The organism is Phenylobacterium sp. (assembly GCF_031425575.1).
Taxonomy (GTDB): domain Bacteria; phylum Pseudomonadota; class Alphaproteobacteria; order Caulobacterales; family Caulobacteraceae; genus Phenylobacterium.
Genome location: NZ_JANPJP010000044.1, coordinates 1 through 24,552, shown reverse-complemented (window position 1 = coordinate 24,552; position 24,552 = coordinate 1). Strand labels below are relative to the sequence as shown.

Below are 24,552 nucleotides of genomic sequence, written 5' to 3'. Positions count from 1 at the left end.
GACCGGTCGGATGAGCAACCATGTTAAGTGGGTTGTCTAATCCAAGGCTGTTGCCGGCTGAGGACGAGGTTTGCGGCCTCGATGAGTTTTCTCATGACGGCGACGACGACGAGCTTTGCGGGCTTGCCTCGTGCGAGGAGCTGCTCGGCGAAGGCCTTGAGGCTTGGATCATGCCGCTTTGCGCTGATGGCGGCGAGGTAGAGCATCCGCCGTGGGCGGGTTCGTCCGCCGGCGATGAAGCGCTGGCCCTTCCATTGTCCTGAGTCCCGGTCGTAGGGGGCGACGCCGGCCAGCGCTGCGGCCTGGCCACGTTTCATTTGTCCCAACTCGGGCATGCGCACCACCAGCGTGGCGGCGACGATGGGGCCGACGCCGGGCAGGGAGATCAGCAACCGGAAACGGGCCAGCAGATCGGGGTTGGCCTTGATCTGGGCCAGCACCTGGGCGGCGAGCTTGGCCTTCAGCCGGGTCAGGGAGGCGATCTGGGTCTTGAGCGCCTTGGCCACGTCCTTCAGGGTGACGTGCTCCAGGAAGGTCTTCAGCTCAGCGGCCTTGTCGGTGATCTGCTCATAGGCCGTCAGCCGCTCGGCCAGCTCGACAAGCCTGGGGTCCTGGGCCGCCTTCACCGCCTCCACTTGGGCGGTGGCCGCCGCGATCAGCCGGGCGTCCAGCCGATCGTTCTTGGCGCGGCGACGCTTCAGCTTGGCGAACAGCTTCACCTCCATCGGCTGGTGGACCACCACCTCCAGCCCCGCCGCCTCCAGCGCCGAGCGCGCGGCCCGCTCGTAGCCGCCGGTCGCTTCAAGACCCACACGGCCCACCTCGCGCGCCTTCAGCCAGGCGACCAGCTCGGCAAGGCCCGCAGGCCCGTTGTCGACCTGCGTCACGTCTTCAAGACCATGCACCGCCACGTCCAGCTGATGCTTGCCCACATCGACGCCCGCAACCTTCGTGTTAGACTGAACCTGTTCCACCGACCCCTCCTTGTGGCTCCGGACCTCAAAGTCCCTGCAACCATCCGGGTCATGGAAACGTCAGTGGCGACCCTGCTCATCCTCAGCTCAATAGCTCAGGGGTTAGCGGTCCCTCCACCGACAGTCCGCCTGGCGCGCCAACGCCAGGCGGACGTCCCGGAAGACAGCCACAATCTAGCACCACCCCAACAGACAAGGGGTCACACTCCCCTATCCGCAGATAGCCCAACCTACTCAACCTGAGAGGCTGATCGACCCCTCATCCGACCCTGCTCCGCAGGGCCACCTTCTCCCGCATGGGGAGAAGGAAAGCCAAACGCCGTCTCCAATTGAGTACGGACCCTAGCCCTTGGGCGGCGGGATCATCGGCAGGCAGACCGCCACGCCGTCTCGGCCCAGCCGCCGCTCTGAAAACGCCCAGAACCCGCCCGCCGCCAGCGCCGCCGCCACGTGGGCCTCGTGCCGCGCGAACTTCGGCAGCTGCCTGTCCCCGCCCCCACGCGCGGTCCGCGCCCGGAACAGCTTCTCAAACCGTCTGGCTTGCCAGTCCCCGAGGCCCAACTGGGTCCGGGCGCGAAGCGGCGACGTCCCACTTTGACGTAGGGCCGCGTAATCTTGCCCGTCGGCGGGCCGTGGTATGGCGATTTCCCGTTGCATGTAGAAAACATACGGAACATACAGGGAACGGGCAACATGAATCTGTATTTTCTGTACAGACTTTCCACTGTAGGTTTCAGGCCATGGACGAACCTTTCCAACGCCTCCGCCTCGCGCGCACCGAAAAGGGCTTCGACACCGCCGCCGCGGCGGCGGAAGCGTTCGGCTGGAACCGCAACACCTACGCCTCCAACGAGAACGGCAACGCCCCCTTCTCCTACCGCAAGGCCAAGGAGTACGCCGCCGCCTTCGGGGTTCGCCCGGAATGGCTGTATGACGCCTCGGGCGCCATGCGGCCCGGCGCGGGTCCAGGCCTGGTCAAGGTGATCGGCATGGTGGGCGCCAACCCCGAGGGGACCATCCTCTACGCCACCGGCCAGGAGGCCGATGACCTGGCCCCAATCCCGCCTGGGGGAACGGAAAACGCCGTCGCCGTGCAGGTCTCCGGCCACTCCATGCGCGGCCTCGCCGACGACGGCGCGCTAATTTATTTTGAGAACCAACACTTCCCCCCCACTCCCGACATGCTGGGCCATGTGGTGGTGGTGGAGACCGACACCGACGAGGTTTTGGTCAAGCGTCTGCTGCGCGGCAGCGAGCCCGGCCGCTTCGACCTGGAGAGCCTGGCCGGCCCCACCCGACGTGACGCCCGCCTGCGCTGGGCCGCCCACATCACCGCGATCATCCCGCCTTATCAGGCGCGCCGGATCATCATTCGCGGCTAGCTCGCCCCCAGGTGGTCCGCGCCTCCAAGAATTCTCAGATTCGCCTTGGTGAGATGGTGTATTTTTTATACACTTCTTTCATGGAACCCCGCGATCCCGACCTGATCGACCTCCTGATCTCCGAACGCGCCCTCGATCACGCGCGGCTTGTCTGGAGCGCGCGGGAGGCGCGGCGGGCCAGCGGGGTCGCCTGGTCGGGCCTGTCGCCGCCGCCCTGCGCGCCCCGCACCGAGGGCGCCCGCCTCGATGACGCCCGCGCCAAGCTCGCCGGCCGGCGCCAGTGGCGGGAGAGCGCCCGGGGACGTTTGGTGAGCGCCATCGCCGAGGTTCAGAAGGCGGCGCGGGCGGTCCACGCCGGCGGCGAACGGGCGCGCGAGGCCGTCGCCCGCGGTCTTCCGGACGAACTCGAGACCTGCGAGGCCATCGTGCGCGATCTGCGCCGCCAGACCCTGGCCCTGATCACCGGCCTCCGCGCGGCCCGGCAGGCGGTTCGGGACGCGGCGGGACAGCAGCTTGACCGGCCAGACCGGCGAATATAGGTAGTTCGCCAACCTAACTATCTTGGCGAGTCTCGATGTCCACCTCGACGGATGACCCGGTCGTGCTCGCCGAAACCCTGCGCCCGGCCCTGCTGCGGGTCTCGCGCCGCCTGCGCCAGGAGGCCCAGAAGGCCGGGGTGTCGGCCCTCGACGCCCTGCTCCTGACCCAGATCGCCCGCAGCCCGGGGGTGGGCGTCTGCGACCTGGCCGACAGCGAACAGCTGTCGCGGCCCACCATGAGCGGCCACATCAAGCGCCTGGAGGCCGCCGGCTGGATCACCCGCGCCGACAGCGCCACCGACGGCCGCCGTTCCGGCCTGGCCATCACCGCGTCGGGCGAGGCCCAGCTCGACGAAATCCGCCGGCGCCGCAACGACTGGCTCGCCGCTCGTCTCGCCAAGCTGCCCGTGGACGCGCGCCGTCAGCTCGACGCCGCCGCCGGCCCCCTCCTCCAGCTGCTGAGCCTGGAGGCATGAGCGAACCCGAGATCCCGGTCGAGGCCCAGGCCGCCGCGCCCGCCAGCACCGCCGCCACCCGCGGCTGGTTGATCCCGGCCATCATCGGCTCGGCCATGCTGATGCAGACCCTCAACGCCACGGTGATCTCCAACGCCCTGCCCACCATGGCCGTGGCCCTGGATGAGGACCCTCTGCGGCTGAACCTGGCCATCACCATGTTCCTGCTGGCCTCGGCGGTCTTCCTGCCCATCAGCGGCTGGGTCGCCGACAAGTTCGGGGCCAAGCGGATCTTCATGATCGCCATGGTGCTGTTCGCCCTGTCCTCGGCCGCCTGCGGCTTCGCCCAGGACCTCAACCAGCTGGTCATCGCCCGCATCTTCCAGGGGATGGCGGGCGCCATGATGGGGCCCGTCGGCCGCCTGGTCCTGCTGCGCACCACGCCCAAGAACGAACTGGTGGGTGCCATGTCGGTGCTGACCATGCCCGCCCTCTTGGGTCCCGTGATCGGCCCCGTGGTGGGCGGCGCCATCGTCACCTTTTTCGACTGGCGCTGGATTTTCTTCATGAATTTACCGGTGGCGCTGGTGGGCGTCCTGCTGGTCCGCGCCTACGTCCCCAACGTCCGGGAACAGACGGTGTCGCCCATCGACACCATTGGCATCCTGCTCACCGGCCTCGGCCTCGCCGGCCTGATCTTCGGCTTCGAGAACATCGGACGCGACGCCCTGCCGCCCGCCGTGGTCGCGGCCTTGTTCCTGGGCAGCATCGCCGCCCTGGTGGCCTATCGCTTCCACGCCAAGGATAATCCCCACGCCATCATCGACCTGTCGATCTTCCGGCTGGTGACCTTCCGCGCCTCGGTGATCGGCGGCGCCTTCATGCGGGTGGCCATGGGCGCGACTCCCTTCTTGCTGGCCATGCTGCTGCAGATCGGCTTTGGGCTCTCGGCCTTCCAGGCCGGCCTGATGACCTTCATCAGCGCGGCCGGCGCCCTGGTGATGAAGACCACCGCCCCGCCGATCCTGCGCCGCTACGGCTTCCGCACCGTGCTGCTGGTCAACGCCGTGATCGTCGGGGTCAGCTTCATGGCCTATGGCTTCTTCAAGCCGACCACCCCGCACTGGATCATGCTGGCGGTCCTGGCCATCGGCGGCTTCTTCCGCTCCCTGCAGTTCACCAGCCTCAACGGCCTGGCCTATGCCGAGATCGAGCAGGACCAGATGAGCCGAGCCTCCACCACCTCCTCCATGGCCCAGCAACTGGTGCAGTCCATCGGCATCGGCCTGGCCGCCCTGCTCCTGCACATGCTGATGGTCGCCCAGGGCCAGACCCAGATGACGGCGGCCACCATCGCGCCCGCCTTCGTGATCATCGGGGCCATCACCTTCATCTCCATCCTGTTCTTCATCCCCCTGCCCAAGGACGCCGGGGACGAGATGAACGGGCGCCTTCGGTAACCCCTCGACTTCCCTGGCGTGCGGTCGGCATCGTCTCCCCCAACGAACAAGGGAGAGTTCCTCATGCCCACCAATCGCCAGTGGATCCTGCGCCGCCGCCCGACCGGCGAGATCGGCCCGGAAGACCTCGAACTGGTCGAGACCCAAACGCCGGAGCTGAAGGACGGCGAGGTACTGGTCCGCACCACCTACCTATCCCTCGACCCCACCAACCGCATCTGGATGAGCGACCAGGACCAGTACCTGCCCCCGGTCGAGATCGGCGATGTCATGCGCGGCGGCGTCATCGGCGTCGTGGAACAATCGCGGAGCCCGGACCTCCAGGTCGGCCAGATCGTCAATCCCGGCCTCGGCGGCTGGCAGGACTACACCGTGCTCCCCGCCGCCATGGCGCGACCAAGCCTGCAGATCCCCGGCGTCCCCATGACGGCCTATATGAGCGTCCTGGGCGCCACCGGCCTGACCGCCTGGTTCGGCCTGATGGACATCGGCAAGCCGCAGCCGGGCGAAACCGTTGTGGTCTCCGCCGCCGCCGGCGCCGTGGGCTCCATCGTCGGCCAGCTCGCCAAGCTGAAGGGCTGTCGGGTCATCGGCATCGCCGGCAGTCCCGAGAAATGCCGCTGGCTGACCGAGGAGCTCGGCTTCGACGCCGCCATCGACTACCGCAACGAGGACGTCGGCGCCGCCCTGGACCGCCACTGCCCCAGCGGGATCGACGTGAATTTCGAGAACGTCGGCGGCGAGATCATGGACGCCGTCATCGGCCGCATGAACAACTTCAGCCGCATGGCGCTGTGCGGGATGATCTCCACCTACAACATCGACGGCCAGATCCCGGGGCCGAAGGACTTCGCCCGCGTCCTGATGCGCCGCATCCTGATCAAGGGCTTCATCGTGATCGACTACCTGCCCCGCGCCGCCGAGGCGATGGCCCAGCTGATCCCCTTGGTGGCCTCAGGCCAACTCAAGTGGAAGGCCCACACAGTCGACGGCCTGGAGAACGCCGCCGAGGCGGTGAAGCTGCTCTTCACCGGCGCCCATGACGGCAAGCTGCTGGTGCGGGTCAGTCCTGAACCCAACACCTGAGGCGCGAAGACGCCAACGAGCGAGGCGCCTAGGCCTTCTTGACGAACTCGGTCTTCAGCACGAGGTCCTTCACCTTCTCCGCGCGGCACTCGATCTGGGTCTCGTCTTCGCTGAGACGGATGTTCTTGATCAGCGTCCCGCGCTTCAGGGTCACCGTGGTCCCCTTCACCTTGAGGTCCTTGATCAAGGTGACGGAGTCGCCCTCGACCAGGAGGGCGCCATTGGCGTCGCGAACATTCATGGCGGAAGACCCTGCGCAGCAAAGAGCTGTGCTGTAGGGGCTGGGCGGCCCGCCGACAAGCCGGCCGCCCTCGGGGTCCCTAGGCCGCGGCGCCCAGATAGTCGCGCTTGCCGATCGGCACGCCCTTGTGCCGCAGGATGTCGTGGGCGGTCACCACGTGGAAATAGAAGTTCGGCAGGGCAAAGCCGAACAGGTAGTCCGCGCCGCTGAAGGACGGCTTCACGGGCCCGAAGTTGAGCGTGATGGTCCGCCCCTCACCGGCGTCCACATCGGCCACCGGCAGGCTCTCCAGATAGGCGATAGTCTTGGCGATCCGCGCCTGCAGCTGCGGGAAGGTGGTCTCGTCATCGGGCATCTTGGGGGCCTCGATCCCGCTCAGCCGTTCACCGGAGAGCTTGGCGGTGTCGCTGGTGCGCTGCACCTGGGCGGCCAAGGCCAGCATGTCCGGCGCCAGCCGCGCCTCGATCAGCTCGGACGGGTCGATCCCTTTTTCCGCCGCATGGGCCGCGCCCTTCTCCAGCAGGCTGGCGAGGTTCTTCAGGCCACGCACGAAGAGCGGGATCGAGGCTTGGTGGAGGGAAATCGACATGCAGGCGTCCTTGCAAGACACGCGACCCACCGCGGGCCGTCGTCGCACATATGGGGTAGGACCCGCCAAAGCGCGACCACTCCTTATTTGGCCCTATTCTTCCCTATTGACTCCCATGTACGCCAAAATTACGCACTTTCCATGATTGCGTCGCCTCTTCTCGCGGGCCAGGACCTGCTCACGGTCTACTAGGTGGCCGACCGCCTCCAGCTGCACCCCAAGACCGTGCGGCAGTACATCCGCGATGGACGACTGACGGCGACCCGGATCGGCAAATCCTATAGGATCGCCGCGCGGGAGCTGGCCGCCTTGGCCGGCGAGGCCGCCGCCCACGTACCGGAGGCGCTGCGCACCCGCGAGGTCCAGGTGGCCACCACGGTCGACATCCACGCCATCGACCCCAACACTGTGCATCGCATCACCACCCTGCTGACCTCCAGCCTGAACGGCCCGCAGGAGGCGGGGCGCGCCGCCCGTCTGGACCTGATGCACGACGCCGAGCGCGGCCGGCTGCGGATCGTGATCTCCGGCGGCCCCCGGGTCACCGCCGACCTGCTGCGCCTGGTCCAGGCCGTGACGGAGACCTGACCCGTGTCGGTGATCTACAGGACGCCTGAGGGCGAGCAGGCGGTTCGCGAGGCCTATCTGGCGGTCCTGGCCAACTGGCCGATCCCCAGCCAGCATCTGCGCATCGCCACGGACCAGGGCGAGACCTTCGTCGTGGCCTGCGGCCCCCAAGATGCCCCGCCCCTGGTGGTCTTCCACGGCGCGCAGGCCAACGCGGCCCGCTGGATGCGCGAGGCGCAGGTCTGGGCGCGGCGCTTCCGGGTCTATTTCGTCGATGTCATCGGCGACGCCGGCCTCAGCGCGCCTTCGCGCCCGCCGATGGAGAGCGAAGCCCACGCGCTGTGGCTGGACGAACTGCTGACAGGACTTGGCCTGGCGAAGGTCGCGCTGGTGGGCGAGTCCCTCGGCGGCTGGCTGGCGATCGACTACACCACCCGCAGGCCTGAGCGCGTCACGAGGTTGGCGGTGCTTGTCCCCGCAGGCGTCGGCGCCCAGAAAAACCTGCTGCTGAAAGCCCTGCCCCTGCTGCTGCTGGGCCCGTGGGGCGCCAACAAGGTCACCGAGCTGGTCATCGGGCCGCCGCCGGTCGACCCCTCTCCGCTCCAGAAGCAACTCGGCGACCTGATGGCCCTGGTCTTCCGGCACGGCCACCGCCGGAACATCAAGATCCCGGTCTTCGCGGACAAGACCCTGCAGCGCCTCACCATGCCTGTCCTGGCCATATTGGCGGGCAGGGACGTGCTGCTGGATTCCGCCGGCACGCGACGCCGTCTGGCCGCCAATGTCCCCCAGGCGCAGGTCATCTACCTGCCGGAGGCCCGGCACCTGCTGCCCGACCAGACGGAAGCCGTCCGAGCCTTCCTTCAAGGAGAGCCGTGAGCGGCGTCAAAACTCTGAACAGCGTCCGCGTCTGGCTGTGCGACGCCGAGGGCCCTCGTCTGTCCAGCGGTCGCGACGCCACCGACATCATCGGCGACGCCTATGGCGCGGAGGTCGACGTCATCGCCCTGCCCACGGCCCGCCTGACGGACGACTTCTTCGACCTCCGCACCCGCCTGGCCGGCGAGTTCGTCCAGAAGTTCGTGAACTACGGCGCGGCCCTCGCGATCATCGGCGACATCTCGGCCCACGTGGCCGCCAGCACCGCCCTGCGCGACTTCGTGTACGAGTCTAACCGCGGCCGACACCTCTGGTTCGTCGACGACCTGGAGGCTCTGGCCGCCCGCCTCTGACGCCAGGGCAGGCTTGCGCCCCGCCGATGATCGGCCGACGCTTCCGCCCAACCAGAAACCACAGGGCGGCGAGCGACCATGTCCATCGACTTCGAGATTCCGGCGGAGGCCAAGGCCATCCGCGCCAAGGTCCGCCAGTGGGTGCACGACGAGTGCATCCCAGCCGAAAAACGCCTGGTGGACAAGGAGTCCTTCAAGACCGTCCTGGCGGAACTGCGCACCAAGGCCCGCGCCGCCGGCCTCTGGCTGCCCTTCATCCCCAAGGAGTATGGCGGCATGGGCCTGGGGCCCCTGGCCAACGCCCTGGTGCAGATGGAGCTCGGGGAAAGCCACCTCGGCGCGCTCTCCATGAACAGCCAGGGTCCTGACGACGCCACCATGCTGACCCTGCTGGCCCACGGCACAGAGTTTCAGAAGGAGAAGTACCTCAAGCCCCTGCTGAACGGCGACAAGCGCGTCTGCTATTCCATGACCGAGAAGGCCGCCGGCGCCGACGCCACCGGCATGCAGACCCGGGCCGTCAAGGACGGCAATGAGAACTACATCCTCAACGGCGAGAAGTGGTTCTCCTCGGCGGCCAGCGCCGCCGACATGGCCGTTGTCATGGCCATGACCGACCCCGACGCCCCGCGCCATCAGCGCTATTCCACGTTCATCGTGGAGCTGCCCAATCCCGGCTACATCATCAAGCGCGACATCGGCACCATGGCCAAGGAAGGCCCGCTCAGCCACATCATGGGCGGGGGCCACTCGGAGATTGAGATCAAGGACCTGGTGATCCCCGCCGAGAACCTGCTGGGGGGCGAGGGCCAAGGCTTCAACATGGGTCAGCACCGCCTAGCCTACGGCCGACTGCGCCACGGCATGCACAACGTCGCTATGGCCCAGCGCGCCCTGGACATGGCCGCGGCTCACGTCACCCAGCGCGAAACCTTCGGCAAGAAGCTGTCGGAGCGCCAGGGGGTGCAGTGGATGCTGGCGGACTGCGCCAGCGAGCTCTACATGGCCCGGCTGATGCTGCTGCACATCGCCTACAAGGCCGAGCGCGGCATGGACCTGCGGCAGGAAAATTCCATCGCCAAGGTGTTCCTGGCCCACATGGTCCACAAGGTGGTGGACACCGCTATCCAGCTGCATGGAGCCCTGGGCTACTCCACCGACACGCCGCTGGCGGCCTGGTACACCCATATCCGTTCGCAGCGGCTGGTAGACGGGCCCGACGAGGTGCACCGCTGGACGGTGGGCCGCAATGTCATCAAGGCCTATGAGCGCGACGGCACCACCGCCGCGGCCGCCGGCGGCGACCTGCTCTAGGGGGCCTGGGGGAGCGGCAGGCTCAGCCGAGCCACCAGGCCGCTCTCCCGCCAGTCCAGCACCGCCTGGCCCCCGGTGCCGCCGCCGAGGGCGCGTTGCAGCATGTTGAGGCCAAGGCCCCGATGGGTGGGCGCGACCACCCTGGGCCCGCCTGTTTCGGTCCAGTCCAGCGCCACCTGCTCGTCCTCCAGGCTCCAGGTCACCGAGACCTCCCCGGTGGGGCGTGACAGCGCCCCGTACTTGGCGGCGTTGGTGGCCAGTTCGTGCAGGGCCATGGCCGCCGACTGGGCCACCTGCGGACTGAGGGTGACATCTGGTCCCGAAAACCGCACCCGGCCCTCCGCGCCCAGCCGATAGGGCCGCAGCTCCTCCTCCACCAGCCGCCGCAGTTCGGCCCCGCGCCAGCGGGCCTCGGAAATAAGCTGGTGGGCGTGGGCGAGCGCGCTGACCCGGCCGGTGATGATGTCCTTCAATGCGTCGGCGGTGGGCGCCGAGGTTAGGGCGACGGTGGCCTGCACGACGGTCAGCAGGTTGTTGGCCCGGTGGTCCACCTCACGGGCCAGCAGCTTCAGCCGCTCCTCGGACTCGCGCCGCTCGGTGATGTCCAGGACCACCCCGAGAACGCTCTGGGGCTCGCCGTCGGCGCCCAGGTTGATTTCAGCCCGCACCATCAGCCAGCGCACCTGCCCGTCGGGCCAGACATAGCGGTATTCGGTCTCGACTTTCCGCGATTGGCTCGCGAGAGCCTCGCGGTACGCCTCCTGCATGCGTTCAAGCTCACCGGGATAGTAGCCCGCGTTGATCTCCTCCATGGCAGGCTCGGCGTCCGCCGCCAGGCCCAGCAGCCGGTTCAACTCCGGGCTCCCCTGCAACCCCGCGTTGGTGAGCAGAAACACCGCCATGCCTCCGGCCTCCATGGCCAGCCGCAGGCGCGCCTCCGACTCCCGTAGGTCCTGCGCCGCCGTCCGCTCGCCCGTGATGTCGGCCACAGTGCCCACATAGCGGACAGCGGCGCCGGTCTCTGAGTCGAACACCGGCTCCCCGTGGGCGCGGACCCAGCGCATCGCGCCGTCCGGCTGCGGAATGCGGTATTCATAGGGTGAGGCGTCGCGCACCTCCGGGTCCATCGCGCGCCGCGACTGGGCCAGGATTTCCGGTCCATCTTCGGGGTGGGCGTTGCGAGTGATGTCCTCGATCTGCACCACCTGGTCTGGCGAAAAGCCCCAGATCTCACGGGCCCGGACAGAGACGATCATCTCGCCAGTGACAATGTTCCATTCCCATACCCCCAGCCGCGAGGCCTGGGTCGCCAGCTCCAGTCGCGCCTCGCTGGCGCGCAGGGCGTCCTCGGTGCGGCGGCGTTCGGTGATGTCGGAGAGGGAGACGGCGATGCCCGCATCGCGCATGGGCAGGATGCGAAGCTCCACCATCCGACCGGCCCGCGCCCGCGACGGAATCTCGAACCGAGAGGCGATCCGCTCGCCCATCGCCTGTACACAGGCCCGCTCGAAGACGCCGCCCCGTCCCTGCGGGAAGACATCCCAAATCGCCTTGCCGATGAGTTCGGCCCGGGAGACCCCGAAATACTCCTCGGCCGCCCGGTTGAAGACGACATAGCGCCAGTCGCGATCCAGCGCGTAGAAGCCGTCGCTGATGCTTTCGAGCACCGCCTCCAGGCGCGCTTCGTTAGAGGCGTCCTCAGAGCGTGTCGATGGAACAGGTTCGTTCATGGCGGACCGGCTTGGGGGCGTTCGAGACCCTAGACAACACCTTCCGCCCGAGAAAGCTCCGCCGTCTTCGTTGCGGGCGGAACTCCGCCGCTCTGGCCTGGGTTGATCTGGTCAGAACCAGAGGAGGAACACATGGGCAAGATTCAAGGAGAGGGCGACTACGACGCCGCCCGTCGTTTCCGCGAAGCGGAGGAGAAGTTCATCAAGAACGGCCCCGTTGAACAGAAGGCGAAAGAGGCCAGGGAAGCTCTCGACGGGCCGGAAGGCGTAGAGCTTGAAAAGGCGCGCATCGAAAGCGCCAAGCGCGCCGAGCCGCAATAGTCCGGCCAACGGCCGGAGAATAGAAAACGGTCAGGGCCAAAGGGCTCTGTCCGGCAGGTCGTCGAAGATCAAGAAGGCGGGGCGCGCCGAAGCCGGCGGCCCCGCCGTCAAGAACTAGAGGATTTGCAGCTGAGCGGCCGAATCCTTGCCGCTCTTGCGGTCGCGCTCGACTTCGAAGCTGACCTTGTCACCTTCGTTCAGTCCGCCGAGGCCCGCACGTTCAACCGCCGAGATATGGACGAAAACGTCGCCGCCACCGCCCTCAGGAGCGATGAAGCCATAACCCTTGGTTCCGTTGAACCACTTCACAGTACCAGTCGCCATTGTCGTCCCTATCAAAGTGAGTGAATCCGCAGTGGCAGAGGACGGCAAAAGACGCAAGCGTGCAAAATTCCTCGGCCCGGCGGAATCGAGGATTTCTTCGTTCAAAATGTGGTGTCCGAGCGGTATTCGAAGCCGACCAGATAGACCTTTTCGCCACGGCCATGCTTGGCGGTCTTCAGCAGGTCAACAACGCCTTCAAATCCGGAGTCCCGCGCCAATTTTGGCGTGATATCAGATAGTTCGATCTGCCGCAGGGACGTGACCTCCACAGCGCCCTCCCCCAACCTGTAGCGTCCTCCGACCTTCACACGAGGCGCCTGCCAGAGACGCACGCTGCAGCAAATCTCGCCGCGCGTGATTGGTCCCCGCAGCTTCTTTGAGAACGTCATCGCCGGGCCTCTCTCCGCCGACACACATCCTGGCCCGAAGGCTGGAAAACCGGAAGCGGCGCCATTGACGGGGTTAAGGCGCGCCCATAGCGTCCCGCCTCTTCTTTGACATCGAAGGCGGCCCCCCATGCCCCAGATCCTGGTTCAGGACCTGGCGAAGACCTATCGCGTGGCCGAACGCGACCCCGGCATGCTCGGGGCCGTGCGCGGACTCGTGCGCCGCCGCTGGCGCACGGTGGAAGCCCTGAAGGACGTCAGCTTCTCCCTGGAGCGCGGCGAGCTGCTGGGCTTCATCGGGCCCAACGGCGCCGGCAAGTCCACCACCATCAAGATCCTGTCGGGCATCCTGCGCCCCGATAGCGGCCGCGTGGAGATCGAGGGCCTGGTCCCTTATGCCGACCGCATCAAGCACGTCGCCCGCATCGGCGTGGTGTTCGGCCAGCGGACCCAGCTCTGGTGGGACCTGCCGGTGATCGACGGCTTTGACCTGCTGCGGGATATCTACCGGGTCGACCCGCAGCGCTACAGGTCCACCCGTGACGAACTGGTGGCCATGCTGCGGTTGGACAAGCTGCTGGACCAGCCGGTGCGCCAGCTGTCCCTCGGCCAGCGCATGCGCGCCGAGATCGCCGCGGCCCTGCTGCACGAGCCCTCCATCCTGTTCCTCGACGAACCCACCATCGGCCTGGACGCGCCGTCCAAGCTGGCGGTGCGGGAGTTCGTCAAGAAGCTGAACCAGGAGCGCGGCGTCACCGTCCTGCTCACCACCCACGACATGCACGACATCGAAGCCCTGGCCCAACGGGTGATCGTCATCGGCCATGGTCAGGTCCTGGCCGACAGCCCGTTCGAGGCCCTACGCGCCAATGTGCTGGCCGAACGCCGCCTGTTCGTGGACTTCGCGGGGGCCGCCCCTGCCCTCGACCTGCCCGGTGTCGAGGTCCGAAACCGCGACGGCCGGTCCCTGGAGCTGGCCTTCGACCCTCGCGTCACCAGCGCGCCGGCCCTCATCGCCGCCATCACCGCGCGCCACGCGGTGGAGGACATCCACGTCGAGCAGCCAGCCATCGAGGAAGTGATCGCCAAGTTCTACGACCTGCACGGCGCGAACGAGGCGTGATCCGTGGACGCGCTTCGCCCCTACATCGCCGCGTTCAATTCGCGGTTCCTGCTGATGATGCAGTACCGGGCCGCGGCCCTGGCCGGCTTCTTCACCCAGTGCTGGTTCGGGGCGGTCCATGTGATGGTCCTGGCCGCCTTCTACCTCGGCGCGCCAGGGGCGGCCGCCGCCAGCCCCATCACCCTTTCTCAGGCCGTGACCTACACCTGGCTGGCCCAGGGGTTGCTGGCGGTCATGCCCTGGAATGGGGATCCCGAGGTGGCAGCCGGGGTCCGAACCGGATCCATAAGCTATGACCGCCTGCGACCCGTGGACGCCTACGCTCTGTGGTATGTCCGCGCCGCCGGTTGGATGACCGCCCGCCTCGTCCCCCGCGTCGCCCTGATGGTCCTGGCGGCCGGGATCGCCCTGCCGCTGATCGGCCAGGGCCAATGGGCCTGGCAGCCGCCGTCCAGCCTGTCGGCCGCCCTGCTCTTCGCCCTGTCGGAGACCCTGGCCATCGCGCTCGCCTGCGCCATCGTCATGCTGATCAACATCATCGTGGTGGCCACCCTGAACGCCCGGGGGATCAACATCCTGATGCAGCCGATCGTGATCATCTTCACCGGCAACCTGCTGCCCCTGGCCCTCTATCCCGACGCCGTCCGCGTCGCCCTGTTCCTCCAGCCCTTCGCCGGAGTCCTGGACATCCCCAACCGCATCTACTTCGGAAATCTCACGGGCCAGATGGCCTGGGCGGGCATCGGGCTGCAGGTGTTCTGGACCGTGCTCTTTGTCGCGCTCGGGCGGTTCTGGCTGGGCCGGGTCATGGCGCGCCTTGAAGTGCAGGGAGGCTAGGCCAATGAACGCGCTTTCCCTGCTCGGCCGCTATCTCGGCGCCTCGATGCGCAGCCAGATGCAGTATCCGGCGTCGGCCATGATGCTGACCCTGGCCCAGCTTGGCTCCACCGCCATCGAGATCGTGTCCATCTGGGCCCTCTTCGACCGGTTCGGCGCGGTGAAGGGCTGGGCGTTCGGCGAGGTGATGTTCTTCTACGCCCTGATCGGCATCAGCTTTTCCTTCGCCGACTTCCTGACCCGTGGCTTCGACGTGTTCGGATCAGACTTCGTGCGCACCGGCGCCTTCGACCGCCTGCTGCTGCGACCCCGTTCGGCGGCCCTCCAGCTGGTGGGTCACGATTTCCGGATCAGCCGGTTCGGGCGCTTCCTCCAGGCGGCCATCATCCTGGCCATCGCGACGGGGACGTTGGGCTTCGTGTGGACGCCCCAGGCCATCCTGCTGGCGCTCTGGACCATAGCCGGGGGCGTCGCCTTCTTCGGGGCCCTCTTCGTCCTGCAGGCGGTGATGGCCTTCTGGACCGTGGAGAGCCTTGAGGCGGTCAACGCCCTGACCTATGGCGGGGTCTATGCCGGCCAGTTCCCGATCAGCCTCTACGCCCGCTGGTTCCGCACGTTCCTGATCTTCATCGTGCCCCTGGCCTGCGTGGCCTACTTCCCGGTCCTCGCGATCCTGGGACGCAGCGACCCGCTGGGGGCGCCAGACTGGTTTCTGCCGCTGGCGCCGGCGGCAGGGTTCGCCTTCCTGGCCCTGGCCTTCCTCGCTTGGCGCTTCGGGGTCTCGAAGTACACCTCGACCGGCAGCTAGGCCGACGGCAGTTCACCGATCACCCGCCACGCCCGGCGGGTGGGAATGTACTCGCGGTTGGGGACCCGCTCCGGCTCGACGCCCGCCAGCACCGAGCCGATGTCCTGGGCCATGGCCTTGGAGTTTATGTAGTAGCTGTGCTGCACCTTCTCGTCGGCGCCCTTGGCCACGTTGCGGCAGTCGACGATCACCACCTTCTTGGGCAGCAGGTCGATCAGGCGCGGACCGTCCGACCCCAGCCGGTCGGGATTGGTCTTGGTCTTGTCGGAGACCACCAGGGCCAGGTCTTGGGGGTTGTGATAGACCGTCACCTGCCGCGCGAGGGCGGGCAGGCATTTCAGCTTGTCGTCTTCCTCGAAGGCGTCGTCGTCCTCGTCGGGCGAGGCCAGGATGATCTGGTCGAACAGCCGGACCAGGCCCTTCGAATCCTTGGCGCATACCGCCTGCAGTCCCTGCCGCAGCACATAGTTGCCCATGGAGTGGGCCAGCAGGTGCAGCCGCTGCTGGCAGTGGTCGTCGCGCTTCAGGCCGCTGACGAATTCCTTCAGCTTCAGATAGGCCCGGGCCACGGCGGGTCCGGAGACCCGGGCGTCCTCGCGGTCGCTGTAGTAGGACATCAGCGGCACGGCCTTGCCGTCGGAAGGCCAGCTGAACAGCACCACATTCAGCGAGTGGTCGCTGATCTTCACTTCCCGCGCCAATTCCGCAGCCGCCGTGAGCGCGCCCATGAAGGTGACGTTGAAGCCGTGGATGAACACCAGGGTGTCGGTGGCCGCGCCGGCCATGCAGCCGTGCAGCTCCTTCAGGAAGCGCTCGCTGCCCAGGACCTTGAACTCAGCGTCGCCGGCCTCCTCGGGATAGACGTCCACCGCCGTGGGGCGGGCCCCATCGGTGTTGAAGTCGGCGTGGCCGAAGCGCAGGGCCGCCACCCCGTCGGGATTGAACCCCGAGCCGAACATCTCGAGCTTATTGTCAGGCAGCAGATTTCGGTTGGTTGCGAAATAGACGCGTATGCTCGCCATTGCATTCCCCCTGATCGCTCAGGAAGAATGCAACTCATTGGCGAGCGAATTCAAGCCTAAGCTTGGCTATTCGGCGGCCATCAGCACCTTGCCGCGGGTGAGCGAGGTCTTGGCGGCGAGTTCCGCCTTGGCCTGCTCGTACTCGGCGGCCAGGCGGTCCACCAGTTCGCCGGCGGTGGGGATGGACTTCACCGCGCCGATACCCTGGCCACAGCCCCAGATATCCTTCCAGGCCTTGGCTTCCTGGTTGCCGCCGGAGCCGAAGTTCATCTTCGACGGGTCGGCCTGGGGCAGGTTCTCCGGGTCGAGGCCCGCGCGCTCGATGGAGGGCCGCAGATAGTTGCCATGCACCCCGGTGAACAGGTTGGAATAGACGATGTCCTCGCCGGAGCTTTCTACGATCATGTCCTTGTAGCCCTGGACGGCGCGCGCCTCCTGCGTGGCGATGAAGGCCGAGCCGATATAGGCCAGGTCCGCGCCCATGGCCTGGGCGCCCAGGACGGCGCGGCCATTGGCGATGGCGCCCGACAGCGCGATGGGGCCGTCGAACCACTCGCGCAGTTCCTGGATGAGGGCGAAGGGCGACAGGCCGCCGGCATGGCCGCCGGCGCCGGCCGCCACCGGGATCAGGCCATCGGCGCCCTTCTCTACGGCCTTGCGGGCGAACTTGTCGTTGATGACGTCGTGCAGGACGATGCCGCCATAGGAATGGATGGCGTCGTTGACCGCCTGCTGCGCCCCTAGCGAGGTGATGGTGATCGGCACGCGGTACTTCACCGACAGCTCCACATCTTCCTCGAGCCGGTTGTTGGTCTTGTGGACGATCTGGTTGACGGCGAAGGGCGCCGACAGGCGGTCGGGGTTCTTGCGGTCCCAGTCGGCCAGCTCCTCGGTGATCTGGGCCAGCCACTCGTCCAGCTGGCTCACCGGGCGCGCGTTCAGCGCCGGGAAGGAGCCGACGACCCCGGCCTTGCACTGGGCGATCACCAGCTCCGGACCCGAGATGATGAACAGCGGCGAGGCGATCACCGGAATACGCAGACGCTCGGAGAGAATGGGCGGCAGGGCCATTGGATTGTTTCCTCTGATAATGCGTTTGGATCTTATTTTTACAACGTATACTCAAGATGCGGGATCGCGCAAGCCGGTCTCTCCGCCTGCCCTCGGGTGAACTTGACGAGGGCCGCGCGGGCGGCACATCTGGGCCGCGATGACCGACCTCGCCCCCCTCACCGCCGCCTTCCCCCCCGCCACCGCCGCCGACTGGCGCGCCCTGGTGGAGAAGACCCTGAAGGACCAACCCTTCGAGAGCCTCCAGCGCCAGACCGCCGAGGGGCTGCCGATCGCGCCGCTCTATGAGGGCTCCCACCAGGCGCCGGCCTTCACTCCGCGCCCCTTCGACGCTGACCGCCCCTGGGATATCCGCGGCCGCATCACCCACCCTGACGCCGCCCAGGCCAACACCGACCTGATGACCGACCTGGAGGGCGGCGCGGCCTCCGCCCTCATCCGCATCGATCCGGCCGGCCAGGACGGCGTCGCGGTGAGCTCGGCCCAGGGTCTGGCCCGCGTGCTGGACGGCGTCATGCTGGAGCTGGCCCCCGTGGCCCTGGACGCGGGCTTCCTTGGCCCCAAGGCCTGCGACTGGCTGGCCGCCGCCGCCAAGGGCTCGCCGGCCGCCAAACTGTTCTTCCACCTTGATCCGCTCAGCGCCTTCGCCCGCGCTGGCGAAAGCCCCGGACCCATCGAGAGCCACCTCGTCTCGGCCGCCACGGTGGCGCGCCGCATGGCCGACGCCTATCCGGACGCCGGCCTGTTCCTGGCCTCGGGCCAGGTGGTCCACGAGGCAGGGGGTGGTGAAGCCGGCGAACTGGCCTTCGCCACGGCCGCGGCCCTCACCTACGCCACGGCCCTGGTCCGCGCGGGGCTTTCCATGGAAGACGCCTGGGGCCGGATCGTCATCGGCCTGGCCGCCGACGGCGACTATTTCGCGACCCTGGCCAAGCTCCGCGCCGCCCGCGCCGTCTGGTCGCGGATCACCGCGGCCTGCGGAGTCACCTCGGTCCTGCGCATTGAGGCCCGCTCCTCGCACCGCATGCTGGCGGCGCACGACCCCTGGACCAACATGCTGCGCCTGACGGCCTCGGCGGTCGGGGCCAGCATCGGCGGCGCCGACGCCGTGGTGCTCGGCAGCTTCACCGACGCGCTCGGCCTGCCCACCGCTTTCGCCCGGCGCCAGAGCCGCAACGCCCAGCTCGTCCTGATGGAAGAGGCCCATCTGGGCCGCGTCGCCGATCCGGGCGCGGGCTCGGGCTATGTCGAGGCGCTGACCGACGAAATCGCCCGCGCCGCCTGGGCCGCCTTCCAGGCCATCGAGGCCAAGGGCGGGCTGATCGCCGCGCTCTCCGACGGCCATGTCGCCGCCGGGACCGCCAAGGTGCGCGAGGCCCGCGTGGCGTCCGGGCCCCTGAAGATCGTCGGCGTCACCGCCTTCCCGCAGCCCGACCAGACGCCGGTGGAGGTGGTCCGCGCCACACCCAAGGCCGTCGAGGCGCCTTCGCCGCGCCTGCCCGGCCCCGACAGCCATTGTCCGGCGCTTGCGCCCATCCGGCTCGCCGAAGCCTATGAGGTGACAGCGTGAGCAGCTTCCCCGACTTCTCCACCCTGGCCTTTGACGACAAGGTCGCGGTTACGCCCGTCCCCGCCGCACCCGCCTGGGAAACCCCGGAGGGCATCGCGGTGAAGTCCGCCTATGGCGCCGCCGATATCGTGGGTCTGGACGACCTGGCCGGCTATCCGGGCCTGGCCCCCTTCGTGCGCGGTCCCTATCCGACCATGTACCTCACCAACCCCTGGACCATCCGCCAGTATGCGGGCTTCTCCACGGCCGAGGATTCTAACGCCTTCTACCGCCGCAACCTGGCCGCAGGGCAGATGGGCCTCTCCATCGCTTTCGACCTGGCCACTCACCGCGGCTACGACTCCGATCACCCGCGGGTGAAGGGCGATGTCGGTATGGCGGGCGTCGCCATCGACTCGATCCTGGACATGCGGACCCTGTTCGACGGCATCCCGCTCGACAAGATGAGCGTGTCGATGACCATGAACGGCGCGGTCCTGCCGGTCCTGGCCCTCTACATCGTCGCCGCTGAGGAACAGGGGGTCAGCCACGACAAGCTGTCGGGCACGATCCAGAACGACATCCTCAAGGAGTTCCTGGTCCGGAACACCTATATCTACCCGCCCGCGCCTTCGATGCGGATTATTTCGGACATCTTTTCATATACTTCGCGCGAAATGCCGAAGTTCAATTCGATCTCGATCAGCGGCTATCACATCCAGGAAGCCGGAGCGACGCTGGACCTGGAGCTGGCCTACACCCTGGCCGACGGCATCGAATATGTCCGCGCCGGCGTCGCCGCCGGCATGACCGTCGACCAGTTCGCGCCACGCCTGTCCTTCTTCTGGAACGCCGGAATGAACGCCTTCATGGAGATCGCCAAGCAGCGGGCCGGGCGCCTGCTGTGGGCCAAGCTGATGAAGGACGAGTTCGACCCCAAGGACAGCCGCTCCCTGTCCCTGCGCGCCCATACCCAGACCAGCGGCTGGAGCCTGGCGGCCTCGGACGTCTACAATAACGTCCCCCGCACCCTGATCGAAGCCATGGCGGCGGTGGGTGGCCAGACCCAGAGCCTGCACACTAACTCGCTGGACGAAGCCCTTGCCTTGCCGACGGATTTCTCAGCCCGCATCGCCCGCAACACCCAACTCTTCCTGCAGCTGGAGAGCGGCCAGACCCGGGTCGTCGATCCCTGGGGCGGCTCCTTTTATGTCGAGCGCCTAACGGCGGATCTCGCCGCGCGCGCCATGGAGCATATCGCCGAGGTCGAGGCGCTGGGCGGCATGGCCAAGGCCATCGAGGACGGCCTGCCCAAGCGCCGCATCGAGGAGGCCAGCGCCCGCACCCAGGCGCGCATCGATAGCGGCCGCCAGAGCGTGGTCGGCGTGAACCGCTACCGCTCGGACATCGCCGAAGTCATCCCGATGCTGAAGGTGGACAACTCCGCTGTCCGCGAGCGGCAGCTGGAGAAAATCACCCGCCTGAAGGCCGAGCGCGACTCCGCCGCCGTCGAGGCGGCGCTCACCGCCCTGACCGAAGGGGCGCGCGGGACCGCCAACCTGCTGGAGCTGTCGGTCAATGCGGCCCGGGCCAAGGCCACTGTGGGCGAGATCAGCCTGGCTCTGGAACACGCCTTCAGTCGCCACTCCGCCGAGGCCTTCGCGGTCACCGGCGTCTATCTTCGCGAGGCAGGCCCCACGCCCGCCAGCGACAAGGCCAAGGCCATGACCCAGGCCTTCACCCAGGCCGACGGCCGCAAGCCGCGCATCCTGGTGGCCAAGATGGGCCAGGACGGCCACGACCGCGGCCAGAAGGTGATCGCCTCAGGCTTCTCCGACCTCGGCTTCGACGTCGACATCGGCAATCTCTTCCAGACCCCAGCCGAGGCGGCAGCCAAGGCCGTGGCCGATGGCGCTCACGTCGTGGGGGCCAGCTCGCTGGCCGCCGGCCACCTGACCCTGGTTCCCGAATTGAAGGACGAACTGGCGAGGCTGGGCCGCACCGACATCCTGGTGGTGGTGGGCGGGGTGATCCCGCCGGAGGACTTCGACGCCCTGCGCGAGGCGGGGGTCGCGGCCATCTTCACCCCGGGCACGGTGGTGCCCGAGGCGGCCATCGAGGTGCTGGACCGGCTGAACGAGCAGCTGGGCTACGCCCAACTCGACAAGGTTTAGCTGCGGGCGGCGTGTCGCCGCAGGCGGGTTGCGCCTTAAACCCATATCGGTGATGGTTTGGGCGAACGTCTGAGGAGCGGCATCTTGGCCCGTACGAAAACGCTCGCGCTCGCCCTCGTCGGACTGAGTGCGCTTACCCTGACCCAGGTGGCCAGCGCAAATGCTCCTGTGAGGGAACGCACCCTGGCCGCCGCTGTTCCGCAGCGCGGGCCGGTTCCGATGGCCGCCAGCAGCGTCACACACCGCTACTGGCCCGTGGTCACCAACCTTTCCCAGGCTACCGTGGCGCCTGCCCACCTCTTCAATGGCAAGGTCCAGGGCGCGCCCCTGCGCAGCTTCGACAGCCGTCGGCCCGCCGACCCCTCCAAGGTCCAGACCCGCCGCCACGTGGGGGTCGACCTGACCGCCGCCGAGGGCGACACGGTGGTGGCGATGGAGAGCGGCAGGATCGTCAACTTCTATCCGTTCCTGACCCGCGCGGCCTCGGTGGGCGGCGAGAAGACCTATGCGGTGCTGATCCAGCACAAGGACTATGTGGCCCTCTACGGCGAGGTCCGCGCGAACAGCCTGACGGCCCGCGGCCTGAAGGTCGGCGACCAGGTGGCGGCCGGCCAGCCCATCGGCGTGGTCAGCGGCACCGCCCAGCTCCACACCGAGACCTATGCGTCCGGCGTCACGCGCAATATCAAGTGGCCGGTGGGCTCGCCGCCGCCCCGGGAAATGCGCAACCCCACCCAGCTGCTGCTGGACACCGCCGTGGCCGGCCAGCGCCTCTATCCAAAGAGCATCAGACTCGCCGCGTCCTGAACCGCGCCTCGGCGGCGAACAACGCCGCCAGGAGGCAACCGACGGAAATCCCGGTGATGAGATCGCGCGCCAGGGTCAGACCAAAGGTCGCCAGCAGCACCACCGCGGTGCGCCATGACAGGCTGACCAGCCGCACGAACTCGGTCCGCTCAGCCATGTTCCAGCCCACCACCACCAGCATCCCCGCGAGCGCGGCCAACGGCACATAGGCCGCCAGCGGCGCGGCCACGACCATGAAGCCCAGCAGGAACAGGCTGTGCAGCATGCCCGCAACCGGCCCCCTGGCCCCGGCGCGGACATTGGTCGCGGTCCGGGCGATGGTCCCGGCGACACTGATCCCGCCAAACAGAGCCGCGCCCATGTTGGCCACGCCCTGGGCGACGAGCTCGATGTTGGAGCGATGCCGCCGCCCGCTCATGCCGTCCGCCACGGTGGCCGACAGCAGGCTCTCGATGCCTCCCAGCAGGGTGAAGGCGGCCGCCGCCGGCAGGACCGCCAGGACCTTGGCCATCGTCACCACCGGCAGATGGGGCGCCGGCAAACCGCTGGGGATGCCTCCGAACCGGCTGCCGATCGTCTCGATGTCCAGATGCAGGAGAACAGCCGCCAAGGTCGCCAGGACCACTCCGATCAGCAGGGCGGGCCAGGTGGGCCTCCATCGGCGCAAGACAAGGGCGACCGCGACGCACCCGACGCCGACCGCCATGGCCGCGAGATTCGCGGTCGGCAGGGCCTGCCCCAGCGCCAGCAGCTTGGGTCCGAATGCCCCTGGCTCGGGGACGGATAGCCGCAGGCCGAACAGGTCCTTGAGCTGGCTGGCGGTGATGACCACCGCAATGGCGGTGGTGAAGCCCACGGTCACGGCGTGGGGCACGTAGCGGATCAGGGACCCCAGGCGCAGCAAGCCCCCCAGGGTCAGCATCAGGCCCGACAACATCGTCGCGAGTAGTAGGCCGTCGATCCCGTGCTTCGCGCCGGTCGCCGCCACCAGGACGATGAAGGCCCCCGCTGGCCCGCCGACCTGGAACCGGCTACCCCCCAGGGCGGAGACCAGGAACCCGCCGACAATGGCGCTGTAAAGGCCCCGGTCAGGTGAAACCCCCGATGCGATGGCGATGCCCATGGACAGCGGCAGGGCGACGATCGCCACGGTCAGGCCCGCGATGGTGTCGGCGCGCAGGTCCTTCAGTCCGTAGCCCTCGGCGAGAATGGTCGCGAGCTTCGGGGTGAACGCGCCGGCGAAACGGGGCCGTCCGATATCGGTCATGCCAGGCCCCTAGATGCGGACGGCGCCGCATTGAAGATAGTCTTCTAACGCCTCTCGTGGCGCCTTGCGCCACACCAACTCACCGAGGGCGCGCCCCAACCAATGAATCGGCCTTCCCGTGGACGTCAGAGCTGAGGGGTTACGTTCCGCAGCTTGCCGCCTCGGGCGCGCTTCTTCTTCCCGCCCCAGCCCAGCGGCATCTCCGCCGGCCCGTGGCGCTTCTCGATATCCTTCTGCAGCGCCTTGGCCGCCATCAGGTGCGCGGGAAAAAGTGTGTCGATGGCCCAGCCGGCCACAGGCACGGTCGAGGTCATGGAGTCGGCCGCCAAATAGGCGCCCATCCGCAGCAGGGTGCCGAGCGACGCGCCGCCGGTGATGCCCGAGAGGATCAAGGCGCCCCCGGCCGCCAGGCTATAGGCGGTGCCAAGGCCCGGCACCCAGGCCAGCACCCCGTCCAGACCGATGCCGAACGGCCCGATCCCGATCAGGCGGTCCGACAGCCCCTTCACGCGCTCGGCGGCGCGCCAGGATTGATGAGCTCGATCTCTTGAAACCGCCATCCGCGCTGAACGCGCTCCTCTTCGGAAAGCTGCACCCTAGCCGAGGAACACCACCCGGCGCTTTTCCTTGCCCGCACGAATCCGGGACAGAACATCCCTGTATTCCGGGCTGTTGGCGGCGTCTTTTCGCACGCCTTCGAAATAGATGGTGTCCTCCATGTGCTTGAGCAGCATGTCGGCTGACCACTTGTGTCCGGTGAACAGGAGGTCGGCCAGCTTTCCAGCCACAGGAACCTCCCCCACCAGGGTGTCGATGGCGATGATGGCGAACATCTGCAACAGGATCATGGGCGCGGCGCGGGCCCGGACCCCGTCAAAGATCAGGATGGAGCCGGCCCCCAGGCTGTAGAGAGCCCCGGCGCCGGGGATCCAGGTCAGCAAGCCGTCCAGGCCCACGCCGAACGGCCCGATGCCAACGACATTGTCGGAGAGCTTCTTCGTCCGCTCGATGCTGTTGCGGATGTTGTGCAGGTCGATGTGCGACTGCGCGAAAAGCATTCACCGCTCCTAGGCTTCGGCGCGCACTCTGCCGCAAGCGCGCATGACCTCAAAGCCCGCACGAGGTCTTTTCGCCCATGAGGCTAAACCAAGCGTGGGGTTTGCGCGTATGACGGGAGGGCGCCTCGCGATCGCGCCGGATTCACCCTATGTTGGGCCATGGCCAAGAACGACACGCCTCTCCTGATTGTCACGACCCATTTCATCGAGGGACGTCCCGTGCGTCAGCACCTGGG

The 24,552-nt window shown here is 67.8% G+C and carries 27 protein-coding genes; 16 read left to right on the top strand and 11 right to left on the bottom strand.

The features are described 5' to 3' along the window. Positions 1–23: 23 nt before the first annotated feature. Positions 24–974, bottom strand: a complete 951-nt coding sequence (locus RMO97_RS02415; RefSeq protein WP_310538957.1) for an IS110 family transposase — start codon at positions 972–974, stop codon at positions 24–26. Between the two features lie 740 nt (positions 975–1,714). On the opposite strand from RMO97_RS02415, the gene RMO97_RS02410 reads away from it, so the two are divergent. From RMO97_RS02410 to RMO97_RS02390, 5 genes are all read left to right on the top strand, one after another. Next, entirely contained in the window at positions 1,715–2,356 is a 642-nt protein-coding gene (locus RMO97_RS02410) for a S24 family peptidase (RefSeq protein ID WP_310538956.1), read from the top strand. An 80-nt stretch (positions 2,357–2,436) separates the two neighbouring features. Continuing rightward, complete coding sequence (locus RMO97_RS02405; protein WP_310538955.1) at positions 2,437–2,895, top strand: hypothetical protein; 459 nt, start codon at positions 2,437–2,439, stop codon at positions 2,893–2,895. Positions 2,896–2,930: 35 nt separating this feature from the next. After that, a complete protein-coding gene (locus tag RMO97_RS02400; protein WP_310538954.1) occupies positions 2,931–3,371 on the top strand; it encodes a MarR family transcriptional regulator in 441 nt (146 codons plus the stop codon). Then, positions 3,368–4,810 carry an MFS transporter gene (locus RMO97_RS02395; RefSeq protein WP_310538953.1) on the top strand — a complete coding sequence of 481 codons (1,443 nt, stop codon included), beginning with the start codon at positions 3,368–3,370 and terminating at the stop codon, positions 4,808–4,810. Before RMO97_RS02400 ends, RMO97_RS02395 begins: the two co-directional genes overlap by 4 nt. A 63-nt stretch (positions 4,811–4,873) precedes the next feature. After that, positions 4,874–5,896, top strand: a complete 1,023-nt coding sequence (locus RMO97_RS02390; protein WP_310538952.1) for an NADP-dependent oxidoreductase — start codon at positions 4,874–4,876, stop codon at positions 5,894–5,896. A gap of 28 nt (positions 5,897–5,924) precedes the next feature. Here RMO97_RS02390 and RMO97_RS02385 read toward each other — a convergent pair whose 3' ends face one another. Together RMO97_RS02385 and RMO97_RS02380 are read right to left on the bottom strand one after the other, a co-directional pair. Continuing rightward, positions 5,925–6,137 (bottom strand): alkylphosphonate utilization protein, encoded by a 213-nt coding sequence (locus RMO97_RS02385; protein WP_310538951.1) that lies wholly within the window; start codon positions 6,135–6,137, stop codon positions 5,925–5,927. 79 nt (positions 6,138–6,216) lie between these two features. Then, positions 6,217–6,726: a DUF1993 domain-containing protein gene (locus tag RMO97_RS02380; RefSeq protein WP_310538950.1), complete on the bottom strand. Its 510-nt coding sequence runs from the start codon at positions 6,724–6,726 to the stop codon at positions 6,217–6,219. Between the two features lie 192 nt (positions 6,727–6,918). On the opposite strand from RMO97_RS02380, the gene RMO97_RS02375 reads away from it, so the two are divergent. The 4 genes from RMO97_RS02375 (at position 6,919) to RMO97_RS02360 (ending at position 9,839) form a co-directional block, all read left to right on the top strand. Beyond that, positions 6,919–7,314 carry a helix-turn-helix domain-containing protein gene (locus RMO97_RS02375; protein ID WP_310538949.1) on the top strand — a complete coding sequence of 132 codons (396 nt, stop codon included), beginning with the start codon at positions 6,919–6,921 and terminating at the stop codon, positions 7,312–7,314. Positions 7,315–7,317: 3 nt separating this feature from the next. Then, positions 7,318–8,172, top strand: a complete 855-nt coding sequence (locus RMO97_RS02370) for an alpha/beta hydrolase (protein ID WP_310538948.1) — start codon at positions 7,318–7,320, stop codon at positions 8,170–8,172. Then, complete coding sequence (locus RMO97_RS02365) at positions 8,169–8,525, top strand: DUF4180 domain-containing protein (RefSeq protein WP_310538947.1); 357 nt, start codon at positions 8,169–8,171, stop codon at positions 8,523–8,525. Before RMO97_RS02370 ends, RMO97_RS02365 begins: the two co-directional genes overlap by 4 nt. 78 nt (positions 8,526–8,603) lie before the next feature. Beyond that, positions 8,604–9,839, top strand: coding sequence for an acyl-CoA dehydrogenase family protein (locus tag RMO97_RS02360; protein ID WP_304775786.1), 1,236 nt, complete (start codon positions 8,604–8,606; stop codon positions 9,837–9,839). On the opposite strand, the gene RMO97_RS02355 is transcribed toward RMO97_RS02360, so the two are convergent. Continuing rightward, entirely contained in the window at positions 9,836–11,569 is a 1,734-nt protein-coding gene (locus tag RMO97_RS02355) for a PAS domain S-box protein (protein ID WP_310538946.1), read from the bottom strand. The two genes, RMO97_RS02360 and RMO97_RS02355, sit on opposite strands and share 4 nt — an antisense overlap. A gap of 132 nt (positions 11,570–11,701) precedes the next feature. Here RMO97_RS02355 and RMO97_RS02350 point away from each other — a divergent pair, with 132 nt between their 5' ends. Further along, positions 11,702–11,890 carry a hypothetical protein gene (locus tag RMO97_RS02350; RefSeq protein WP_310538945.1) on the top strand — a complete coding sequence of 63 codons (189 nt, stop codon included), beginning with the start codon at positions 11,702–11,704 and terminating at the stop codon, positions 11,888–11,890. A 114-nt stretch (positions 11,891–12,004) separates the two neighbouring features. Here the strand turns inward: RMO97_RS02350 and RMO97_RS02345 are convergent, their stop codons facing one another. Both RMO97_RS02345 and RMO97_RS02340 read right to left on the bottom strand, forming a co-directional pair. Continuing rightward, on the bottom strand, positions 12,005–12,214 hold the full coding sequence (locus RMO97_RS02345; protein WP_215341185.1) for a cold-shock protein: 210 nt from the start codon (positions 12,212–12,214) through the stop codon (positions 12,005–12,007). 101 nt (positions 12,215–12,315) lie between these two features. Continuing rightward, positions 12,316–12,483, bottom strand: a complete 168-nt coding sequence (locus tag RMO97_RS02340; RefSeq protein ID WP_310538944.1) for a hypothetical protein — start codon at positions 12,481–12,483, stop codon at positions 12,316–12,318. A gap of 247 nt (positions 12,484–12,730) precedes the next feature. Here RMO97_RS02340 and RMO97_RS02335 point away from each other — a divergent pair, with 247 nt between their 5' ends. From RMO97_RS02335 to RMO97_RS02325, 3 genes are read left to right on the top strand one after another with little or no spacing between them, the layout of a single operon-like run. Further along, positions 12,731–13,723 carry an ATP-binding cassette domain-containing protein gene (locus RMO97_RS02335; protein WP_310538943.1) on the top strand — a complete coding sequence of 331 codons (993 nt, stop codon included), beginning with the start codon at positions 12,731–12,733 and terminating at the stop codon, positions 13,721–13,723. A gap of 3 nt (positions 13,724–13,726) precedes the next feature. Further along, a complete protein-coding gene (locus tag RMO97_RS02330; RefSeq protein WP_310538942.1) occupies positions 13,727–14,560 on the top strand; it encodes a hypothetical protein in 834 nt (277 codons plus the stop codon). A gap of 4 nt (positions 14,561–14,564) precedes the next feature. Next, positions 14,565–15,368 (top strand): ABC-2 family transporter protein, encoded by an 804-nt coding sequence (locus RMO97_RS02325; protein WP_310538941.1) that lies wholly within the window; start codon positions 14,565–14,567, stop codon positions 15,366–15,368. On the opposite strand, the gene RMO97_RS02320 is transcribed toward RMO97_RS02325, so the two are convergent. Further along, complete coding sequence (locus tag RMO97_RS02320; RefSeq protein WP_310538940.1) at positions 15,365–16,390, bottom strand: alpha/beta hydrolase; 1,026 nt, start codon at positions 16,388–16,390, stop codon at positions 15,365–15,367. The genes RMO97_RS02325 and RMO97_RS02320 overlap by 4 nt on opposite strands. Positions 16,391–16,456: 66 nt before the next feature. Then, positions 16,457–17,461 carry a nitronate monooxygenase family protein gene (locus RMO97_RS02315; RefSeq protein ID WP_310538939.1) on the bottom strand — a complete coding sequence of 335 codons (1,005 nt, stop codon included), beginning with the start codon at positions 17,459–17,461 and terminating at the stop codon, positions 16,457–16,459. A 139-nt stretch (positions 17,462–17,600) separates the two neighbouring features. Here RMO97_RS02315 and RMO97_RS02310 point away from each other — a divergent pair, with 139 nt between their 5' ends. From RMO97_RS02310 to RMO97_RS02300, 3 genes are all read left to right on the top strand, one after another. Next, positions 17,601–19,031 carry a methylmalonyl-CoA mutase family protein gene (locus RMO97_RS02310; protein ID WP_310538938.1) on the top strand — a complete coding sequence of 477 codons (1,431 nt, stop codon included), beginning with the start codon at positions 17,601–17,603 and terminating at the stop codon, positions 19,029–19,031. Next, complete coding sequence (gene scpA / locus RMO97_RS02305; protein WP_310538937.1) at positions 19,028–21,184, top strand: methylmalonyl-CoA mutase; 2,157 nt, start codon at positions 19,028–19,030, stop codon at positions 21,182–21,184. The genes RMO97_RS02310 and scpA overlap by 4 nt, the downstream gene beginning before the upstream one ends. An 84-nt stretch (positions 21,185–21,268) precedes the next feature. Continuing rightward, complete coding sequence (locus RMO97_RS02300; protein WP_310538936.1) at positions 21,269–21,991, top strand: M23 family metallopeptidase; 723 nt, start codon at positions 21,269–21,271, stop codon at positions 21,989–21,991. On the opposite strand, the gene RMO97_RS02295 is transcribed toward RMO97_RS02300, so the two are convergent. The 3 genes from RMO97_RS02295 to RMO97_RS02285 form a co-directional block, all read right to left on the bottom strand. After that, the gene (locus RMO97_RS02295) at positions 21,972–23,258 is read right to left on the bottom strand and encodes a SulP family inorganic anion transporter (RefSeq protein WP_310538935.1); all 1,287 of its coding nucleotides are present in this window, start codon (positions 23,256–23,258) and stop codon (positions 21,972–21,974) included. The two genes, RMO97_RS02300 and RMO97_RS02295, sit on opposite strands and share 20 nt — an antisense overlap. 125 nt (positions 23,259–23,383) lie before the next feature. Then, positions 23,384–23,818, bottom strand: a complete 435-nt coding sequence (locus tag RMO97_RS02290) for a DUF4112 domain-containing protein (protein ID WP_310538934.1) — start codon at positions 23,816–23,818, stop codon at positions 23,384–23,386. 36 nt (positions 23,819–23,854) lie between these two features. Further along, positions 23,855–24,316 (bottom strand): DUF4112 domain-containing protein, encoded by a 462-nt coding sequence (locus RMO97_RS02285; protein WP_310538933.1) that lies wholly within the window; start codon positions 24,314–24,316, stop codon positions 23,855–23,857. Between the last annotated feature and the right edge of the window lie 236 nt (positions 24,317–24,552).

What these genes read in the sequence shown, in the direction of transcription:
- RMO97_RS02380 (WP_310538950.1), bottom strand. Translation starts at nt 6,726, where the DNA reads ATGTCGATTTCCCTCCACCAAGCCTCGATCCCGCTCTTCGTGCGTGGC.
- RMO97_RS02350 (WP_310538945.1), top strand. Translation starts at nt 11,702, where the DNA reads ATGGGCAAGATTCAAGGAGAGGGCGACTACGACGCCGCCCGTCGTTTC.
- RMO97_RS02395 (WP_310538953.1), top strand. Translation starts at nt 3,368, where the DNA reads ATGAGCGAACCCGAGATCCCGGTCGAGGCCCAGGCCGCCGCGCCCGCC.
- RMO97_RS02385 (WP_310538951.1), bottom strand. Translation starts at nt 6,137, where the DNA reads ATGAATGTTCGCGACGCCAATGGCGCCCTCCTGGTCGAGGGCGACTCC.
- RMO97_RS02310 (WP_310538938.1), top strand. Translation starts at nt 17,601, where the DNA reads ATGACCGACCTCGCCCCCCTCACCGCCGCCTTCCCCCCCGCCACCGCC.
- RMO97_RS02295 (WP_310538935.1), bottom strand. Translation starts at nt 23,258, where the DNA reads ATGACCGATATCGGACGGCCCCGTTTCGCCGGCGCGTTCACCCCGAAG.
- RMO97_RS02360 (WP_304775786.1), top strand. Translation starts at nt 8,604, where the DNA reads ATGTCCATCGACTTCGAGATTCCGGCGGAGGCCAAGGCCATCCGCGCC.
- RMO97_RS02285 (WP_310538933.1), bottom strand. Translation starts at nt 24,316, where the DNA reads ATGCTTTTCGCGCAGTCGCACATCGACCTGCACAACATCCGCAACAGC.
- RMO97_RS02320 (WP_310538940.1), bottom strand. Translation starts at nt 16,390, where the DNA reads ATGGCGAGCATACGCGTCTATTTCGCAACCAACCGAAATCTGCTGCCT.
- RMO97_RS02345 (WP_215341185.1), bottom strand. Translation starts at nt 12,214, where the DNA reads ATGGCGACTGGTACTGTGAAGTGGTTCAACGGAACCAAGGGTTATGGC.
- RMO97_RS02400 (WP_310538954.1), top strand. Translation starts at nt 2,931, where the DNA reads ATGTCCACCTCGACGGATGACCCGGTCGTGCTCGCCGAAACCCTGCGC.
- RMO97_RS02335 (WP_310538943.1), top strand. Translation starts at nt 12,731, where the DNA reads ATGCCCCAGATCCTGGTTCAGGACCTGGCGAAGACCTATCGCGTGGCC.
- RMO97_RS02410 (WP_310538956.1), top strand. Translation starts at nt 1,715, where the DNA reads ATGGACGAACCTTTCCAACGCCTCCGCCTCGCGCGCACCGAAAAGGGC.
- RMO97_RS02355 (WP_310538946.1), bottom strand. Translation starts at nt 11,569, where the DNA reads ATGAACGAACCTGTTCCATCGACACGCTCTGAGGACGCCTCTAACGAA.
- RMO97_RS02405 (WP_310538955.1), top strand. Translation starts at nt 2,437, where the DNA reads ATGGAACCCCGCGATCCCGACCTGATCGACCTCCTGATCTCCGAACGC.
- RMO97_RS02315 (WP_310538939.1), bottom strand. Translation starts at nt 17,461, where the DNA reads ATGGCCCTGCCGCCCATTCTCTCCGAGCGTCTGCGTATTCCGGTGATC.
- RMO97_RS02290 (WP_310538934.1), bottom strand. Translation starts at nt 23,818, where the DNA reads ATGGCGGTTTCAAGAGATCGAGCTCATCAATCCTGGCGCGCCGCCGAG.
- RMO97_RS02390 (WP_310538952.1), top strand. Translation starts at nt 4,874, where the DNA reads ATGCCCACCAATCGCCAGTGGATCCTGCGCCGCCGCCCGACCGGCGAG.
- RMO97_RS02325 (WP_310538941.1), top strand. Translation starts at nt 14,565, where the DNA reads ATGAACGCGCTTTCCCTGCTCGGCCGCTATCTCGGCGCCTCGATGCGC.